Below are 18,205 nucleotides of genomic sequence, written 5' to 3' on the forward strand. Positions count from 1 at the left end.
CCATTTCCCAGTAAAATAACAATCGACGATAACAGAATTCTGTGCTATACTTTGCATATTATGAAGAGTTATATCGTTTTGGATTTGGAATGGAACCAGTGCGCCTGCGGGAAAGAGAGTTCCGTAGAGCGCCTGCCCTTTGAAATTTTTGAGATCGGGGCGGTCAAACTGGATGAAAACAGGAAAAAAATATCGGAATTTCACGGGCTGATCCGACCGAATGTCTATAAGGAGCTGCACCCCGTCATCTCCGAGGTGACCCATGTGTCCATGGAGGAGTTAGAGGCCTGCGGCGGCACCTTCCGGTCGGTCATGGAAGAGTTCCTGGACTGGTGCGGGACGGACTTTTTCTTCTGCACCTGGGGCAGCATGGATCTCACGGAGCTTCAGCGGAACATGTCGTACTACGGCATGGAACTCCCCTTTCCGAAGCCGTTTCTTTTTTACGATGTCCAGAAGCTTTTCAGCATCGAGTATTCCGATGGAAAGACGAGAGAGTCCCTGGACGAGGCCGTGGATTTCCTGCATTTAAAGACAGACGTGCCGTTTCACCGCGCGTTGGACGACGCCGGCTACACGGCGGCCATCATGGAGCGCCTGGATTTTGAAAAGGTCGGGCCGTATGTTTCCACGGACTATTACCGAGTGCCGGAAAACAGGGACGAGGAGTTCCTGCTGGAATTCCCGGATTACACGAAATTTGTCTCCCGCGTCTTTGAATCGAGGGAAGATGCCATGAAGGACAAAAGCGTCACCGACATGCGCTGCTGCCGGTGTAAGCGGCTGCTTAGAAAGAAAATCCGCTGGTTTGCCTGCGGCGGGCAGCGGTTTTATCTCTGTCTGGCGGTCTGCCCTGATCACGGTTTTGTGAGGGGAAAAATCCGGATTAAGAAACGGGAGGACGGAACGGTCTTCGCCGTGCGGACACAGAAAATCGTCGATGAAAGCGGTGCGGAGCTGGTTTTCCAGAAAAAGGAAGCGGAGCAGGTGCGCCGCGCAGAAAAGCAGAAAATGAAGAAAAAGACAGGGCATGGAATCCCTGCGATGTAAAAGAGAGGGCGAACACGACGGCGGCCGGCCGTAGGTGTTCGCCCTCTTTGTTTAATGCTTACGGAACTTATCCCGGAAGCTTCGCTTCTTAAACTGGTTTTTTGCCCGCATGTGCTGCTGCATAATCAGGTCAAACTCGCTGGAAGAATAACCCCATTCCTTCAGGCGTTTTTCCCTGCGCTCCATTCTTCTGACCCGTTCCTGTTCTTCCTTATGCTGGCGGTAGGTTAAAAAGCCGAAGCCTGCGCCTCCCACAGCGCCGATCACCGCAAGAACGATCAGCACATTCTTTACAATGCCCCACACAGAAAAGCCGTCCGATTCGCCGTCCGGCGTTTTCTGGCTCTCCGGCTCTGTTATCTCCTGGTCTGGCTCTGAAGCGGCCGGTGTGGCAGACGCCTCCTGCCCGTCGGAAACTGCGTCCGTCTCTCCTGCGGGAGATTCCTCAGACGAAACAGTGCCGGTATATTCCGGAAGCTGGGTGATGACAGGAACGGCCTCCAAATAGGCCTGTCCGACCTTCTGGTCGCCGTACATGTAGTCAATCCGCGCAATGGCCGTATCCGGAGCAGAATTCCCAAGATCATAATTCAGCGTGGAAACCACGTCGGAAAAATTCCCGTTCGCCGGGATGGTGACGGTACTTCCTTTGTCGATGCCGATCCGGATGGCCGAGAGCGGCGTGATGCCGCCGATGGACAGGTCGTTTTCCACGTTTCGGTAGGTGCTGTCCTGGTCGGCCACGGACAGGGATTTGAAGTTCTCAAAGCCGAAATCAAGGAGCGCCTTTGTGTCCTCATAATGGGTCTGATGGCCGTTTAAGACGACGGCCACGAGCCGCATGCCGTCCCGCTCCGCGCAGGTGACGAGCGTGTTTCCGGCCAGAGAGGTATAACCGGTCTTTCCGCCGATGATTCCCTGGTAATAAACAGACTCGTTCTGCTTCATCATCCGGTGGTGGTTGTAATATCTCCATCCGTCGGGATACTGCACAAGCTCGCCCGGAGCCACATCGTAGTAAAGGGTGGAATCAATCTCCACGAAGGTCGGGTTCGCAAAGGCCGCCCTGGCGATTAACGCCATGTCATAGGCAGACGTATAATGGTTTTCGTTGTTGAGGCCGCTGGGGTTCGCAAAGTGGGAGTTTAAGCAGCCCAGGGACGCGGCCTTCTGGTTCATGACCTCGGCAAAGGCCTCGATACTGCCGGAATAATACTCCGCCAGCGCGTTCGCCACCTCGTTGGCCGACTGGAGCAGCAGGGCATAGAGGCAGTTCCGGACGGTCATCTGATCGCCTGTCCTGGCGCCGACAATGGTAGCGCCAGGTTCCAGGTTGTTTACGGCGTTGTTGGAAAACGTCACCGTATCGTCCAGGTCACAGTTTTCGATGATAATAAGCGCCGTCAGGATCTTCGTGATACTGGCGGGATAATACGTTTCATTTGAGTTTTTTCCATAGAGGATCGCGCCGGAATCGACGTCCATGACAATCCCGCCGTCGGCGGAAATGGAGACGCCCGAAGGCCAGCTTTCAATGGCGAAAGCCGTCATAACAGGGCAGAGTCCGGCAAACAGGGCGATACTGAGAATGAAGCTTAAGATTTTTTTCATATATAAACATCCTTACTGACAGATTTGAAATTAGCTGATTGTAATCCATTCTCATTATAAGATACTTTCCGGGACAAGTAAAGAAGCGAATCCTTGTCATATTCTTACGTTTTTCTTGCAGAAAAAAAGACGGGGAAAGGGATCATTCTCCCATTCTCCGTCCGAATTTCATCCAGAGGCCAAGGTTTATAAAAAAGAACACCAGCACGGCCGCGGCAAAGGTCAGGCCGATCCGCAGAGCCGTATCCATGAAAAACGGTTCCGGCACGATGTTGATCAAAAGATCCGTGCGGGGATCCAGAAGCCAGAGATCATTGTTAAAAAAGATTTCGTGGAAGACTACGAAATATCTGGAAAAGTCCGTGGCGATGATGCCTGCGATCAGAAGGCAGACGGCGAAAAATACGCCGGTTCCGATGCAGAGAGCGCGGGGCACTGTCCGGAGCATGTTCTTTTTCTCAAGGAAAAACAGTGCGATGAGACAGGCCGCCGCAGTCAAAAGGCAGACCGTCCGAAGCGCCATGCCGCCTAAAAAAAGGTTTTGCACGTCCTCCATGTGGGCGATTTCCCGCTCGTTGAAAAACTCCCGCTCCTCGCCGCCGATGGTGGTGAAAACATGGAGATCGTCCCTGTCGCCGCGGAGATAATCCATCATCTCATCGGTCACATAGAGGAGATTTTCCATGGACATCTCCGGCAGATTGTTTAAGACATCGTATTTTTCGTATTCGTTTTCATAATATCCGGGCGTCCAGTAAGCCACAGCCTCAACCGACGTGATCAGGAACACGATCATGAGGCAGAAGGCGCAGACGATACCCAGTCCATCTCTTAAAATTTTCATCGCTCGGCACTCCGTTTGATAACTTTCAGTCTTGTAAACTCTTCCCGATCCTTTTCCTCCAGGGCATCGGAAATGTTCTTCACAAGCGTCTGGTAGGAAGGAATCGTAATGTTCTTTAGCGCATTTGCACGTTTCTGCGTTTTTTTGATGCTGTTTGCAAGCCGGTAAGCGGAGGTTTCTACCATGGAAAGCTTTAAGGTCAGCTCTTTTACGGTCTGGAACGCCTTCACGGCCTCGTCCAGGGAATCACTTGTGCTGTAAAAGGAATAAAGGGGCTTATCCGGCGCCTTTTTTTCGTACTCCACAAGCGGGATTTCCGTCCCCATGATGCTGCGGACCTTGATTTTTACGGAGTCCTCCGGAGGGATGGAATCTGCGATTTCTTCCACGAAACGGATTCCCAGCTCGATGTTTGCCTTCTGGAGGGCCTTGTAGGCCGCCTGGTAGGTCACGTCAATCTCCGACTGGATGGTTTTGGCTTCTTCGATGAGCCCCATGAGCTCCCTTAAAAGAATGTTCCGTTTTTTATCCATCAGGCTGTAGCCCTGGGTGGCAAGAGCCAGGGAATTTTTCGCAAGGATTAAATTTCCTTTTGTCGGGAACGTATTTAAGTTCACGCGATCCCCTCCTGTCCCTGTTCAGAAGAAAGGCTTGCAGGTTTATAATACTTGTCTAAGATCTTTGTGTCAACCCTGTCCAGCTCTTCTTTTGGAAGAAGTCCCAAAAGCTCCCAGCCGATGTTTAAGGTATCGAGGATGGTGCGGTTGTCGTGGATGTCCTGTCCCACGAACCGGCGTTCAAATTCTTTTCCGAAGGCCAGATACTTCTTATCGAGAGGCGAAAGCTCATCCTCGCCGATGACCGAAGCAAGCGCCCTGGCATCCCCCACCTTGGCGTAGCAGGAGAAAAGCTGGTTTGCCACGTCTTGATGGTCTTCCCTCGTAAAGCCCTCGCCGATACCGTCCTTCATGAGACGGGAAAGCGACGGCAGGACACTGATGGGCGGATAGATGGACTGGCCGTGGAGCTCGCGGTCGAGCACGATCTGCCCCTCGGTGATGTAGCCGGTCAGGTCGGGGATCGGGTGGGTGATGTCGTCGTTCGGCATGGTTAAAATCGGGATCTGGGTCACGGAGCCGTTCTGGCCGGCCACAATCCCGGCCCGCTCATAAAGCGCCGCCAGCTCGCTGTAAAGGTAGCCGGGATAGCCCTTTCTCGACGGGATTTCTCCCTTGGAAGAAGAAACCTCGCGCATGGCCTCGGCAAAGGAGGTCATGTCGGTTAAAATCACGAGAATGTGCATGCCTTTTTCAAAGGCCAGATACTCGGCCACGGTCAGGGCCACCTTCGGCGTAATCAGACGTTCCACCACAGGATCATTTGCCAGGTTTATAAACATGGCCACATGGTCGAGGACGCCGCTCTCCCGGAAGGTGCGCTCGAAATATTCTGCCACATCGTATTTTACGCCCATGGCCGCGAAGACTACGGCGAATTTTTCATCGGAATTATCGCCGAGAGACGACTGCATGACGATCTGGGCCGCCAGCTGGTCATGAGGCAGGCCGTTTCCCGAAAAAATCGGGAGCTTCTGGCCGCGGATTAAGGTCATGAGCCCGTCGATGGCGGAAATGCCGGTGCGGATGTAGTTTCTCGGATATTCCCTGGCAACGGGATTTAAAGGCTTTCCGTTTACGTCCAGCTTCTTTTCTGCGAGAATCGGCCCAAGACCGTCGATGGGGTTTCCGATGCCGTCGAAGGTGCGCCCCAGCATGTCCGGCGACACACCGATTTCCATGGGGTGCCCCGTGAGCCGCGTGTGGGTGTTCCGAAGCGCCATGTTTTCCGTATTTTCAAAGACCTGGATGACGGCCTTGTCCTCGTAGACCTCGATAATCCGCCCCAGCTTTTTTTCTTTCCCGCCGACGCTCATCTCCACGATTTCGTCGTAGGCGGCGCCGGAAACGCCCTCTAAGACGGCGAGGGGGCCGTTTATGGAGCTAAGTCCAAGATATTCAACTGCCATAGCTTTTGCCTCCTTATGCGTTCCGCTCTATGACGCGGTCATAGAATCCGTCGATTTCTTTCCTGTAATCGTCGAAAAGCTCCAGCCTGTCATTGGGGACGTCGTATTTGATGGAGATGATATGCTCGAAAATCTTTTCTTCTTTCAGTACCGATACCGGCATGCCCATGGCGACGAGGGCGCGGCATTTTTTATAGAGGTAAAGGATCATTTCCATCATCTTAAACTGCTTTTTTAAGGGCACGCAGGTATCCTCGGCGTGGAAGGCGTTCTGCTGGAGAAAGCCAAGGCGGATGACCTTTGCGATTTCCAGGACAAGCTTCTGGTCGTCGGGCAGGACGTCGGAGCCGATGAGCTTTACGATTTCCATGAGGCTGCTCTCCTGGTTTAAAAGCATCACAAGCTGGTTCCGGTAATTGACGAAGTTTTTATCCACATGTTCCGCGTACCAGCTTCCAAGATCGCTCAAATACTCCGAATAGCTGGAAAGCCACTGGATGGCGGGGAAATGTCTTGCGTAAGCCAGGTTTTTGTCGAGTCCCCAGAAACAGCGGACGAAACGCTTGGTATTCTGCGTCACCGGCTCGGAGAAGTCGCCGCCCTGGGGCGAAACGGCGCCGATGATGGAGACGGAGCCCTCGCTGCCGTTTAAGTTCTGTACCATGCCGGCGCGCTCGTAAAACTGGGAGAGCCGCGATGCCAGATAGGCCGGAAAGCCCTCTTCGGCCGGCATTTCCTCGAGGCGGCCGGAAAGCTCCCTTAACGCCTCGGCCCAGCGGGAGGTGGAGTCGGCCATGATTGCCACATGGTAGCCCATGTCCCGGTAATACTCGGCGAGAGTCAGGCCGGAATACAGGCTGGCCTCGCGGGCGGCCACCGGCATGTTGGAGGTGTTGGCGATGAGCGTCGTCCGCTCCATCAGCGGATTTCCCGTCTTCGGGTCCTCCAGCTCGCTGAATTCTTCAAGAACCTGCGTCATCTCGTTTCCGCGCTCGCCGCAGCCGATATAGATAATGATGTCGGCGTCAGACCACTTGGCGATCTGGTGCTGCATCATGGTTTTTCCTGTTCCGAAGCCGCCGGGGATGGCGGCCGTCCCGCCTTTTGCCATGGGAAACAGCGTGTCGATGATCCGCTGGCCGGTGATAAGGGGGCGCGATGCCGGATAGCGGCGGCTCACAGGCCTGGGGACGCGGATCGGCCATTTCTGTGCCATGGGGATTTTGACCTCGCTCCCGTCTTTTTTCTGGAGCGTGATGAGCGGTTCTTCTATGGTGTATGCGCCGTCGCTTACGGCATCGAGGACATAGCCCTCCATGGATGGCGGAACCATGACCTTATGGATGATGGCCCTGGTTTCCGGTACCTCGGCGATGACGGTGCCGGGGTAGACATAGTCGCCTTTTTTTACGGTGATATGGGCGTCCCACTTTTTCTCCGTATCGAGGGAGGACACATGGACGCCGCGGTCGATATAAAAGCCGCCCGAAGCGCGGATGGCGCTTAAGGGCCGCTCGATGCCGTCGAAAATGTTGGTGATGATGCCGGGCGCCAGCGTGACGGATACGGGTGCACCGGTGCCGGTGACAGGCTCTCCCGGCTTTAAGCCGGTGGTTTCCTCATAAACCTCAATCGTCGTGCGCGCCGATGTCAGGCCGATGACTTCGCCTACCAGGCGGCTTTCGCCCACATAAACCATCTCGTTCATCTGAAAGCCGAAGTCGCCTGCGAGATAGACGATGGGGCCGTTGATTCCGAAAATACGTCCTGATGCTGCCATATCAGTTTCCTCCTAAAACAAACTGGAAGCCTTCCTCTGCTTCCTTAAGCCGTGTTTCAAATGAATTGTCGATCAGGATGTTTTTGGAAGCGATCACGGCTCTTGTTCCGCCCAGGAACGAATATTCGCTGACGCGGACGTCGCAGCCCGTGTGAAGCGAAAGGAGATTCTGCTTTGATTTGTCTGACGGGTCGATGTAAATATGGATTTCCTCGCCGTCTGCAAAGTCCCTGGCCTTTTTAATCTGCGCCTCCAGCATTTCCATATATTCCGGGGATTCCATGAAGACAGCCAGGCGGTCGCGCAGCTCCGAAAAAATCTTCCCGCGCAGCTCCTCCTGCTTTTTGCTGTATTGGCGCTTGATGTCAATCTGTGCGATGGAAAGGCGGCGGTTGATGTCGCGGCGGAGCTTTTCCGTCTCCGCCTGGATCTCAAGCTCTGCCTGATGCTTTAAATTCTGTTCGTGTTCTTTTTGGATCTTTTCTAAGGACGCTGTGTAGTCACAGATCATCTGGTCGTATTTTCCTTTTGCATTGCCGGTGCAGACGTCTTCAAAATGCTTGAGCTTTTCCTCTGTTGTCATGTCAGTCACCTCTTTCTTTACAGTTTCAGGCCGATGGCTTCATTCACATAGGATGTGATAAAGTCAGGCCGGCGGCCGGTGCCGTGGCGGTCGGGAATCTCGATTAAGAGCGGAAGCCGCCGTTCCAGGCGGACGTTGTCGATGATTTCCGGGAATTCCCGCCCGAATTTTTCCGTCAGGAGAAGAATCCCGATTTCCTTATCGGCCAGGGCATTTTGGAGAGCAGCCTTTAATTCTTCCTTTTCGTGGACGACGACGCCTTCGATGCCGGCTAACCGCATACCGGTCATGGTGTCGATGTTGTCGCTGATTAAGTACATTTTCATGGAACCAGCCCCTTATTAAAGCTTTCCTAAAATCATGAAGGAAATAATCAGGCCGTAGAGGCAGACACCTTCGGCCAGGCCGACGAAGATTAAGGACTTACCGAGGATGGAAGAGTCCTCGCTGATGGCGCCGAGGGCTGCCGATGCGGCTGCGGATACGGCAATGCCGCCGCCGATGCAGGCGAGACCGGTGGAAAGGGCGGCTGCCAGATAGCCGAAACCGGCTGTGTTTCCTGCGGCGGAAGCTGCCGCCGTCTCGGCGGCGAATGCCGTGCCGTTGAACATGATGGCTGTGGATACGGCCAGAGTCCCGAAGAACAGGAAGGCGTTTGTGATGAGCGCCGTCTTATACCGGCCCTTTGTCTTTTCCCCGGCGGCAAATGCGCCGAAGGGAACTGCGATGCTTAAAATCAAAGCGGCTGCCAAAAGAATTTTTACTGCTGCTGTCATGGTAATGACCTCCTGAAGTTGTTGTATTTTAAATGGATGGTAAGAGCTTCCTGTGCCGGTCATGGAAAGGCCGGCCGCATTGCTCCTTATTTCCGGTTTTTCCCGGCAGAATAAAACGGTTTGAATTCCCGGCCGTTTCCGCGGTAGAACCGGCTGAACAGCTCATAGTATTCGAGACGCAGAACCTGGATGCCGACGATCAGGCCTTCCATTCCGCAGACAAACAGGTTTCCAAGGATGATGACCGGCAGGCTCATGTCGCCTGTTTCCGCACCGGCTAACATCAGCACCACTTCCATCATGGCCGCGTGGCTGACCGCAAAAGCGCCCACACGGACGAAGGAGAGCGTGTTGGAAAAGTAGCTTAAGAGCACTTCAAACAGCTCGAAAAAGCCCTGGACGAAAAACATGCCGAAGGAACCGGCGGCCTTTTCCGACCGTTTTTCCACGGCTGCGGAGAGGGGCTCCTTGAAAAAGATCAAAAGCAGCGGAACCAAAAACATGACGATTAACACCGCCGTCGCCGGAAGCGCGTGGCCGGTCATGTAGAGAACGACCGTGACCGCGAGGCTTAAGTAGAAGATAAGCCCGGCCAGGCCGTTGGTGTCAAACCAGGTTTTTTCCGTGTCGCGGGCCCGCAGGCTATTGATGATATTGAGGATCATTGTAAAGAGGATGATCCCCATGCCGATGGCGATGGCGACGATAAAGACCGTGTTGAGGCGGCCGATGAACGGAAGATTCGTCATGGCCTCCGCGGGTCTTAGCCACAGCGGTTCGATGATGTCCTCAAAGCCGAAGACGCTTCCGAACAGGAGGCCGAAAATCGCGGAAAAGAAGCCGCAGCAGGACACGATAGCCGCCAGATCCATCCGTTTCCACTTATAAAGGGCGAGGCCGCCGGCAAAGAGCAGAAGCCCCTGTCCCAGGTCGCCGAACATGAAGCCGAAGAAAATCGAGTAAGTGACGGCAATGATGAGCGTCGGATCAAATTCGTTGTAGGCCGGAAGCCCGTACATCCGCACAAACATCTCAAAGGGCCGGAATAACGGCGGGTTTTTGAGCTTTGTCGGCGGGATGCTGGTGACGTGCTCTTTGTCGTTTTCGATGACAAAAAAGGTGTCGGGATCATGCTCTAACTCGGCGCGGAGACGTTCGGCGCTGCTCTCCGGGATCCAGCCGCAGAGAATGTAGAACGGATGCTCCCGTTCATGGGTGCATGCCGCAAACTTCCGCACGTTAAAGCTGGAATAATAGGACTCCAACACCTGAAATGCAAGGAACAAGGCGTCCTTTTTCTCTGCCAGATACGCGTTTTGCCGGCTGCCCAGCTCCCTTTTGGCGGCGTCCGTCTCGGCAAGCTCTTTTTCCAGCCTGGAAATTTCCTCGGTGGGCGTCCCGTCATACTGATCCGGCAGGAAAATCCGCTCAAACTGCATGGAGGAAAACACCGCGTCGATGCGCTCGGAGACGATGGACGGCGTAAAATATAAAAGCGAGACATACTGATCCGTCTCATGGCATTTGCAGAGAATCGTGTCGTCGGAGTTTTCCGCAAAGGCCTCAAGCTGCGGGAAAAGCTCCCTCTGGATGCGGCCGAAACGGAACTTGACGTGCTGGAATTTTAAGATCACCGGGATGTTGAAATCCAGCTCCTTAAATAGAAGCACCTGGTCGAGCAGTTCCTGAAGCTCTTTCCGGCGTTTTTCCAGAGATTCCGCCTCCGAAGAAAAATTCTCCGTCTCCTTTTTTGCCTCGGTTATGATATCCATGGCCTCGGAAATTTTTAAGCTTCCGGTTATATGGAAGTCCTTGGAATCGGGATAGAGGGCAAGGAGCTTTTTTGCGCTTGCAAACGGCTCTTTATATGGATTTTCCCCCGGATACGGGACAAGCTTTGCCACAGAGCGCAGCTCCGTCATGGCGTTTTCAAACTGGATCTCGTAGTGGGAGAGATTCTGGTTTACCATACGGTCTAAGTCGTCCTTCGGCCCGGAGATGCTGATAAACTTCATTTTTTCAATCACCCGAAATCCCCCCTTTCTAGCTTTCTGCCAGGCAGGAAAGGATTTCATTCCCGCCTAACTGATATCGGATGCCTTCGATGGCTGTGATGATCTTTCGGATTTCTTCCTCTTTAAAATAAAAGTACGTGTTGAGAATGGCTGCCGAGTACGGGTTCTTCTGCCCCGAGGACTTGTAAACGGAGTCCAGAAGCCTGCGGTAGAAGGGCTTTAACCGCGAGCCGGAGGCGTTCCCGGCGGTTTCTTCGGCCCGGAAAAGCCGGTTCCGGTACCGCGTGGCCACCAAAAGCTCACGAAGCTCTGCCTCATTCCCGGCAGTAGCCATTTTAAGGAGCTCGGCCTCCGTGATCCGGCAGTGAACCGGGATCAGGAAGGAACGGAGCACTTCCGGCGGCAGCGTGTAGTTTTTGGCCGCCCGGCCGATCCATTCCAGATTTAAAAGATCAATTTTTTCCCCGATGCAGGTTCTAACGGCATCCTGTTCCGACGCATCCAGCTCGTGCTTCAGGTTCCGCCAGAGCCGGACAAAATAGAGTCTGTCCATGGCTGACTCACAGTCAAAAAGGGACGCTGTCCCCGTCTCAGCCAGGGCTTTCATCGGTTCATAAAAATAGGATCCCCTTAATCCCTCGACAAATTCCGGCAGCGAGGCGGCCTCGGAAAGCCCCACAAGATCCAGCCGGGAATGCCGCTTAAAAAAGTTTCCGAATATGTTTAGATCCAGCTCGGATTTCCGGCTGGACATGGCGTTTCGCAGGCATTTTTTCAGGATGTCAATTTCAAAATGCATGAAATAGAGATCTAAGAACCGGCGCTGGCTGATGCCGGAAAACCGGTACAGGGAGGCGAAATCCCGGTACAGGGAAAGGTTTAAGAGCTTTTCGATGTCCCCGCGGTGCAGATCCTGTCCCTGATAGTCCTCGAATATTTCCCGGTAGGCAGAAAAATTCCTCAGATACTCCACGGCAGAGGGCACGTCCGGCAGAAACGCCAGCTCCTTAAACTGTTCTTCTGTCAGGAAACGGCTTTTCATGGCCTTTACCTTTGCAGTTACTGCGCTGTAATTCAACAGGCTTTTCATGGTCTATACCTCGGTTATTTTCTGAAACAGCAGATCCGTATAACGGCGGTGCCTGGACTCATAATGGGATTCCAGCCTGCGAACGGCGTCCTCTGCCGCCTTTTTCTGGCTCTCAAGCTGGTGTTCCATGGTTTCTTCCATGGATGCCTTCAGGGCGGCGATCCTGTCTGCCGTCTCCCGCTCCAGCGCCGCGTCAAACTGCCGTGCTTTTTCTTCGTATTCCGACGCCAGCTCTTTCTTTCTCGCGGTCCCCTGCTCTAAAATCTGCACGGTGTCCGCCTCAATCTGGGAGAGCTGTCTGATGATATTGTTCATAAGAAAACCTTCCTTTTGATGTCATGTATGACGACCGTCTTTAATATACAACTTGAACTTCATAATTTTCAAATATATAATATTTATATTCTTATAATATTGATGTTATATACATCGGCATCCGGCTTATTTTGCGGGTGCAGGGAAAGGACATCTATGGAAATACTTCAGTTTCGATATTTTTTGGAGGCAGCGCATTATGAAAACCTGACCCGTGCTGCCGAGGAGCTTCATGTGGCGCAGCCTGCGCTCTCCCAGTCTATCCGCCGGCTGGAGGACGAGCTTGGCGTCCGCCTTTTTGACAGGAAAAACCACCATATTCTTTTAAATGAGCAGGGAAGGCTTTTGGAAAAGCGCCTGTCCGTGATTATGGGTACCATTGATAATTTAAAGGATGAGCTTTGGGAGTCTGTTTATGCATCCGAGCGCACCATCCGCATCAACTTTTTCGCGGCGTCGCCGTTTATCACGAGCAATATCATATCGTACCGGCGGCTCCATCCCGATGTGAAATTCCAGCTTTCCCAACAGGAGCTTGGCAGCGGGTGCGACATCCATGTCTATTCGCAGCCGTCGGTGCCGGGAGTCGGGAACCGTGTCCGGGAAGAACTTCCCGAGGGGATTATCCGCCAGGATATCATGACGGAGGAAATCTATCTTGCCGTCCCGCCGGATTCTCCGCTGGCAGCTAGGCATTCTGTGGATTTAAGGGATCTGAGAGAGGAGAACTATATCCGGATCAGCCACAACTGGCAGCTTCGCGGCATCTGCGACGATTTCTGCCGCCGGGCGGGCATCAGGCCCCAGAATATTTTCGAGAGTGGAAATCCGGAATCTGTCCGCGATTTGATAGCCGCCGGATTTGGGATCGGCTTCTGGCCGAAAAAGTCCTGGGGAATGCTGCCGGAAGGCAAGGTGGCCCTTGTCCCGATCCGGTTTCCGTCCTGCCGCCGGGATATCCTGGTGACACTGTATGGGCAGGCAGGCGAAAAGCCGGTGGCTGAAGAGTTTTATCAGTATATCTGTGAGAATTTTAAGAAGGGGGCGCCGGCGTAAGAGGCGGCAGCGATTGGAAAGAAGGGCGAAAATGGCGCCGGCAGGTCTTCGCTTGCCGGCGCCTTGAAGGTTCAGATATTATTCGGATGTGAGATAATCCATGGAAACGTAAGCTTCCTGTCCATTGTACAGGATGACGGCCCAGCCGTCGCCGTTGTCGCGGACAAATTCCACAGTGACGCCAGGATCCAGCTTTCCGATCCGGTCATTGGTTGTGGACGGGCCGCTGCGGACGTTTAACGTATCGGTGGTTCTGTATGTGACTGCTGTGGTTTCCGGTACCGTCTCAGGTTCGGTAGTCTCCGCCGGCATCGGCTCTGTTTCCACTGCCTCTGTCGTGGTAGGCGCCGTGGTGGTTTCATCCGTGGGATCCTTTTTCGGCGTGAGCGTGATAATCAGCACGATTAAAACGACCACAAGGACAACGGGGATCAGAAGCTTTAAAAGATCCCGGCTGTTCAGGGAGGAACGTGACTGCCGTCTGCGGCTCTTGGAAGCATTGCTTCCAGAAGTGCGGCGCTGGCTGCTGCCGGAAGAGGCGGGACGCCTTCGCGTCGCTTCCTTTTCATTGGCAAAGGCATAGATCTCCTGCGTGAGGATGTGGTATGCCTGGTTGGCATTGTATGCGCTGTTGTCATTCTCCTTTATGGCCTTATTGCCGATGGATAAAATTTGGAGATAATGTTCGGCCGTGGATTTGGTAATGCATTTTGTCTCATATAATTCCCGGATCATGTTTTCGAGGGAGCCTTCCACGATCCCGGCTTTATCACACTGAAGCTTTACCATATATTCCAGGGTCTGACGGGCCTTGGACATGGACAGATTATATTTTTTCTGTCCCACAAGCCGTTCTACGTCCTGGACATTTCGCTGTATCTTGTCCCAAATGCTGGTATTTTCTACATTTGCCATACGTTTCCCTCCCAAAAAGTATTTTCTGCCACTATCTTTATTATAATAGAAGATGTAAAATTTTGCATCAACATTTTGCAAAATTTCACAAAATATTAAACTTTCCTGGCGAAGCGGGACGTTTTTGGGCGAAAGAGCCTGTTTTTTGGCGGAAACAGGGAGGTCTTGGCGGGCGGAAAGCTCTTCTTGCAAAGAAAAGGCAATGATGTTAGAATAAAACCACACAAGAGGAAGCACCAGGAGGAACCATTATGAGATTACGCCATATCAAGGGCGCAGAGGAAGAGATTGCGGCAAGCCCTTATGTCATCCATGAGCCGGAGCAGCAAAAAGGGCGCTGGCATGAGGTATTTGGAAACCACAATCCAATCCGCATTGAGGTTGGAATGGGAAAGGGAAAATTCATCATGGAACTTGCCATGAAAAACCCGGATATCAACTACATCGGCATCGAGCGCTATTCCAGCGTGCTGTTAAGAGGGCTCCAGAAGCGGGCCGAGCTTGAGATCCCGAACATCGTTTTCATGTGCATCGACGCGCAGGAAATGGCGGAAATTTTTGCTCCCGGCGAGGTGGACAGGATTTATCTGAACTTTTCCGATCCATGGCCCAAGGACCGTCACGCGAAGCGCCGTCTGACTTCGGATCGGTTCCTTGCAGTTTATGATAAGATCTTAAAGCAGGAGGGAATCATCGAATTTAAGACGGACAACCAGGATCTGTTCCGCTATTCCCTGGAATCCATTCCCGCGGCTGGCTGGACGGTGGATGCGTGTACCTTTGACCTGCATCACAGTGAAATGGCGGCCGGGAACGTGATGACCGAGTATGAGACAAAATTTGCGGCAGAGGGAAAGCCGATCTGCAAACTGACGGCTTCCCGCCGGATGAAGGAAGAAGCGCCTGCATATAATAAGTAAAAAGAATGCCGGCAGCCATCCGGCTCCGCGCAGAGGAGTCTTACATGGGAATCAAGGAAACAATCATAAAAGGGCTTTCCCGTGCAACCAGTGATAAGACGGAACTTAACCAAACCATTTTGAAGTACAAGAAGAAGTTCGACGAAGCAAGTGCGGCGTTGGGCTCTTCCGGAAAAAAGAAAGAAAAGTAAAGGAGAAAAAAGATGGAAATGAAATTTACAAGCGCCAATTTTGATGCGGAAGTTCTGAAATCCGACATGCCGGTTGTGGTAGACTTTTTTGCCACCTGGTGCGGCCCCTGCAAGATGATGGCGCCGGTCATCGAGACGCTGGCTTCCGAGTACGACGGCAAGGTAAAGATCGGCAAGCTGGACGTGGATGAAAACAGCGACATCGCGGCGAAATACGGCGTCATGTCAATCCCGACCATCATTCTGTTTAAGAATGGCGAGGCGGTGAAGAAAACGGTCGGCGTTCAGAACAAGGCTGTTCTTGAGAACGCCATCAAGGAACTGCTGTAAAAGCGTATGTCCGGCCGGTGCCCTGATATCAGCGGGCGCCGGCCGGATCTGTATCTGGCTGCCGCAGGATTTTTTCCATGGCTTTTCCTTTAGCAAGCTCGTCCACCAGCTTATCCAGGTACCGGATTTCCTGCATGAGAGGCTCTTTTATGGACTCTACACGGACGCCGCAGACGGTGCCTTTGATGAGGCGCCGGTTCTCGTTGAGCTGAGGGGCGTTGGTGAAAAAGTCGGAATAGGTGACGGAACCGCCGGCCATGGTGTCCAGCTGTTCCTGGCTGTATCCCGTCAGCCAGCGGATGATTTCGTCCACTTCTTCCTTCGTCCTGCCTTTTTTCACGGCCTTGTTTACCAGCAGGGGATAGATTTTTGCAAAGGGCATCTGATATACTTTCTCATTTTCCATAGGCTGACCTCCTGTTTTTCCTATTTTAGCATGGCTGATGGAAAGCGTCCACCGGAAACTGGCCGCCGGCCGGAAACGCGGAAATCCGGCATAAATACATGCCCTTCGCGGCTCCTAAAATTCATCTTAAAAAAGTTTAAAAAAAATTGAAAATAAGTGTTGACTTTTGGAGACTTGTGATCTATAATAATGGACGTGTCACAGATGAGGGACACAAAAAACAATAAGGTTTGCGCCTTTAGCTCAGTTGGTAGAGCAGTAGACTCTTAATCTATTTGTCCAGGGTTCGAGTCCCTGAAGGCGCAGGTAAAGCACTGTTTTTGCAGACATGGAGCTGCGGGGACGGTGTTTTTTCTTTTATATAAGTCACAAAACGGAATCGAACTTGTCGAATTAGGCAAGTTATTGTATAATTATATCGTTGCCTACCTCTATACTGGGAACAGGAAGGAGGTGCATGCATGGTACATCTTCTTGAATTTTTTCTTTCGATTATGGCGAGTGTAGCTGGATACTACATTTGCAAATGGCTGGATCGAAAGTAGTCAGGCAGCCAGCCTAAAAAAGGCCCCCCAGAGTTTGAGACCTCAGCGGGGGGCTTTTTTCATGCATGATACTTCTTGAATTTTTGGATACTCTTATCTTATACCAAAAAAGAAAAAATGTCAATCCCCTTAAAGCCGCAGCCTTACGCCCGGCCAAGCGTCTACTGTTCTCTTTTTCCAAAGGAAAATCCGCGCCCGCGCACCTCATTGATATGTGCAATCATGATGAATGCCTGTGGGTCGATTTCCATAATCAGCCGGTTCAGGCGGTTCAGCTCGCGCCCGGAAACGACCGTCATGACCTCGCAGGACTCCTGGCTGGTATAGCCGCCTTCGATTCGGTAGAGCGTTACGCCGCGGTCGATCTGCTCCTGAATGGCCCGGCTGATCTTCTTATGCTCGCTGCTGATGATGCGTACCTGTACCCGCCCCTTTCCAAGCGTGGAGGCCTTGTCTGCCATGATGGAATATGTGGCGATGAGCACGATGCTGTAAAGAGCAATTTCCAGGCTGGAATAAGGAAGCTGAAGGCAGAGGATGATAAAATCCAGGCTGTACATGGCGGCAGAAATCGGGACGCCGAGCTTTTTATTAAGAAGCAGCATCGGAATATCGTTGCCGCCCGTGGAAGAGCCGGCGCGGATGACGATCCCGATTCCCAAGCCGGACAGGACGCCGCCCAGGATTACAGACAGCAGGAGATCAGACGTCAGCGGGCTCTGGACGACCGCCTCAATCTGTCCTAAAAGGAACGGGAACAGGAAACTGCTTATCAGAGTGGTTGCGGCAAAATGTTTTCCGAGAAATACGGCGCCGATCAGGAACATGACGGCGTTGTAGACCGCCACCAGAGAGGAGACGGGAATCCCCCAATAATGGGAAACAATGAGACCGATTCCTGTGGCGCCGCCGATCATCAGTCCTGCCGGCAGAATAAAGGCACCGACACCGATGGACATGAGGACGTTTCCGACGAGCACCAGAAGGATGTCCATTGCCTTCCGGAAGAGCTTCATATTCGACATAGTGACCTCCTGGAGATAAAAATTGGCAGGTGTTATAAAATAATTTTACACATTTTCCCAGGATTATGCAACGAGATATCGCCATAATTATGACGGCAGAAGAGAAAGAAATGGGAAAATTAAAAAAAATTCCTGCGTTTTGCCCTAAAACACCCTGACTTTCCGACAGGATCGATAAAAAAGCGGGAAATCGTTTGATTGTTAATAAATTAACATAAAATTGACGCCATGGATGGCAGAGCTATAATACAGGTGTTTTTAAGGAAAGCGGAAAGAAAAGAGGTACATGATTATGAAAAAGGAACAGATTCCGCAGAATGTTTTACAGGATATTGAATACACGGTACGCCCGGACGGCATGACGGAGCAGGTGGAGAAAGAGCTTTTTGACATCAGCGCAGATGGGCAGGCAGAAAACACGGACGGCGTTATTTTCCATATGATCCGTGACGACAAGGAGATTGGCCGCATGGCGCTGGCCGCCGAAAGCGGTTATAAGATTTTTATTGCGGATCCGGAGGAGATGACCGATGAGCGGAGGCTGCTTTTCGATACATACCGCGGCTATTTTACTCTGGTGACAGGAAGCGATGCCGTAAGCGAAACCATCCGCCGGGCCAGGGAGGCGGCAGTGCCGGCGGACATGAAAAATAAGGTCGTCGCTGCGCTGTTTCCTGACAGCAGGACAGAGGCGGCCATGGAAATGGGTATTCTGGAATAAAGGCCG

Annotated in this window: 20 protein-coding genes and 1 tRNA gene; 7 read left to right on the top strand and 14 right to left on the bottom strand. The window is 52.5% G+C overall.

All coding sequences use genetic code 11. The features are described from left to right. Positions 1-60 precede the first annotated feature (60 nt). Positions 61-1,050, top strand: coding sequence for an exonuclease domain-containing protein (locus KE531_08695; protein MBR9953685.1), 990 nt, complete (start codon positions 61-63; stop codon positions 1,048-1,050). A 51-nt stretch (positions 1,051-1,101) separates the two neighbouring features. Here the strand turns inward: KE531_08695 and KE531_08700 are convergent, their stop codons facing one another. The 11 genes from KE531_08700 to KE531_08750 all read right to left on the bottom strand — a co-directional run bounded on the left by KE531_08700 (position 1,102) and on the right by KE531_08750 (position 12,090). Further along, complete coding sequence (locus tag KE531_08700; GenBank protein MBR9953686.1) at positions 1,102-2,661, bottom strand: D-alanyl-D-alanine carboxypeptidase; 1,560 nt, start codon at positions 2,659-2,661, stop codon at positions 1,102-1,104. Positions 2,662-2,803: 142 nt separating this feature from the next. Next, entirely contained in the window at positions 2,804-3,505 is a 702-nt protein-coding gene (locus tag KE531_08705; protein MBR9953687.1) for a TIGR01906 family membrane protein, read from the bottom strand. Further along, entirely contained in the window at positions 3,502-4,122 is a 621-nt protein-coding gene (locus KE531_08710) for a V-type ATP synthase subunit D (GenBank protein ID MBR9953688.1), read from the bottom strand. The genes KE531_08705 and KE531_08710 overlap by 4 nt, the downstream gene beginning before the upstream one ends. Continuing rightward, positions 4,119-5,531 (bottom strand): V-type ATP synthase subunit B, encoded by a 1,413-nt coding sequence (locus KE531_08715; protein ID MBR9953689.1) that lies wholly within the window; start codon positions 5,529-5,531, stop codon positions 4,119-4,121. The genes KE531_08710 and KE531_08715 overlap by 4 nt, the downstream gene beginning before the upstream one ends. A gap of 13 nt (positions 5,532-5,544) precedes the next feature. Next, positions 5,545-7,311 carry a V-type ATP synthase subunit A gene (locus tag KE531_08720; GenBank protein ID MBR9953690.1) on the bottom strand — a complete coding sequence of 589 codons (1,767 nt, stop codon included), beginning with the start codon at positions 7,309-7,311 and terminating at the stop codon, positions 5,545-5,547. A gap of 1 nt (position 7,312) precedes the next feature. Next, positions 7,313-7,894 (bottom strand): V-type ATP synthase subunit E, encoded by a 582-nt coding sequence (locus KE531_08725; GenBank protein ID MBR9953691.1) that lies wholly within the window; start codon positions 7,892-7,894, stop codon positions 7,313-7,315. A 17-nt stretch (positions 7,895-7,911) separates the two neighbouring features. Continuing rightward, positions 7,912-8,220, bottom strand: coding sequence for a V-type ATP synthase subunit F (locus tag KE531_08730; protein MBR9953692.1), 309 nt, complete (start codon positions 8,218-8,220; stop codon positions 7,912-7,914). Between the two features lie 15 nt (positions 8,221-8,235). Beyond that, on the bottom strand, positions 8,236-8,670 hold the full coding sequence (locus tag KE531_08735) for an ATPase (GenBank protein MBR9953693.1): 435 nt from the start codon (positions 8,668-8,670) through the stop codon (positions 8,236-8,238). A gap of 86 nt (positions 8,671-8,756) precedes the next feature. Beyond that, the gene (locus tag KE531_08740; protein MBR9953694.1) at positions 8,757-10,697 is read right to left on the bottom strand and encodes an ATPase; all 1,941 of its coding nucleotides are present in this window, start codon (positions 10,695-10,697) and stop codon (positions 8,757-8,759) included. A gap of 16 nt (positions 10,698-10,713) precedes the next feature. After that, positions 10,714-11,775, bottom strand: coding sequence for a V-type ATPase subunit (locus KE531_08745; GenBank protein MBR9953695.1), 1,062 nt, complete (start codon positions 11,773-11,775; stop codon positions 10,714-10,716). Between the two features lie 3 nt (positions 11,776-11,778). Continuing rightward, a complete protein-coding gene (locus KE531_08750; protein MBR9953696.1) occupies positions 11,779-12,090 on the bottom strand; it encodes a hypothetical protein in 312 nt (103 codons plus the stop codon). Positions 12,091-12,246: 156 nt separating this feature from the next. On the opposite strand from KE531_08750, the gene KE531_08755 reads away from it, so the two are divergent. Next, the gene (locus tag KE531_08755) at positions 12,247-13,146 is read left to right on the top strand and encodes a LysR family transcriptional regulator (protein MBR9953697.1); all 900 of its coding nucleotides are present in this window, start codon (positions 12,247-12,249) and stop codon (positions 13,144-13,146) included. Between the two features lie 78 nt (positions 13,147-13,224). Here KE531_08755 and KE531_08760 read toward each other — a convergent pair whose 3' ends face one another. Then, positions 13,225-14,061: an SH3 domain-containing protein gene (locus KE531_08760; protein MBR9953698.1), complete on the bottom strand. Its 837-nt coding sequence runs from the start codon at positions 14,059-14,061 to the stop codon at positions 13,225-13,227. Between the two features lie 251 nt (positions 14,062-14,312). On the opposite strand from KE531_08760, the gene trmB reads away from it, so the two are divergent. From trmB to trxA, 3 genes are read left to right on the top strand one after another with little or no spacing between them, the layout of a single operon-like run. Further along, positions 14,313-14,981, top strand: coding sequence for a tRNA (guanosine(46)-N7)-methyltransferase TrmB (gene trmB, locus KE531_08765; GenBank protein ID MBR9953699.1), 669 nt, complete (start codon positions 14,313-14,315; stop codon positions 14,979-14,981). Positions 14,982-15,025: 44 nt separating this feature from the next. Continuing rightward, entirely contained in the window at positions 15,026-15,172 is a 147-nt protein-coding gene (locus KE531_08770) for a hypothetical protein (GenBank protein MBR9953700.1), read from the top strand. Between the two features lie 12 nt (positions 15,173-15,184). Next, positions 15,185-15,502, top strand: coding sequence for a thioredoxin (gene trxA / locus KE531_08775; GenBank protein MBR9953701.1), 318 nt, complete (start codon positions 15,185-15,187; stop codon positions 15,500-15,502). A gap of 28 nt (positions 15,503-15,530) precedes the next feature. Here the strand turns inward: trxA and KE531_08780 are convergent, their stop codons facing one another. Then, a complete protein-coding gene (locus tag KE531_08780) occupies positions 15,531-15,908 on the bottom strand; it encodes a DUF2200 domain-containing protein (protein ID MBR9953702.1) in 378 nt (125 codons plus the stop codon). A gap of 232 nt (positions 15,909-16,140) precedes the next feature. On the opposite strand from KE531_08780, the gene KE531_08785 reads away from it, so the two are divergent. After that, positions 16,141-16,213, top strand: a tRNA-Lys gene (locus KE531_08785). A gap of 401 nt (positions 16,214-16,614) precedes the next feature. Here KE531_08785 and KE531_08790 read toward each other — a convergent pair. Then, complete coding sequence (locus KE531_08790) at positions 16,615-17,478, bottom strand: YitT family protein (GenBank protein ID MBR9953703.1); 864 nt, start codon at positions 17,476-17,478, stop codon at positions 16,615-16,617. Positions 17,479-17,770: 292 nt separating this feature from the next. Here KE531_08790 and KE531_08795 point away from each other — a divergent pair, with 292 nt between their 5' ends. Continuing rightward, positions 17,771-18,199, top strand: coding sequence for a hypothetical protein (locus KE531_08795; GenBank protein ID MBR9953704.1), 429 nt, complete (start codon positions 17,771-17,773; stop codon positions 18,197-18,199). Positions 18,200-18,205 lie beyond the last annotated feature (6 nt).

The organism is Eubacteriaceae bacterium Marseille-Q4139 (assembly GCA_018223415.1).
Taxonomy (GTDB): Bacteria; Bacillota; Clostridia; order Lachnospirales; family Lachnospiraceae; genus CABSIM01.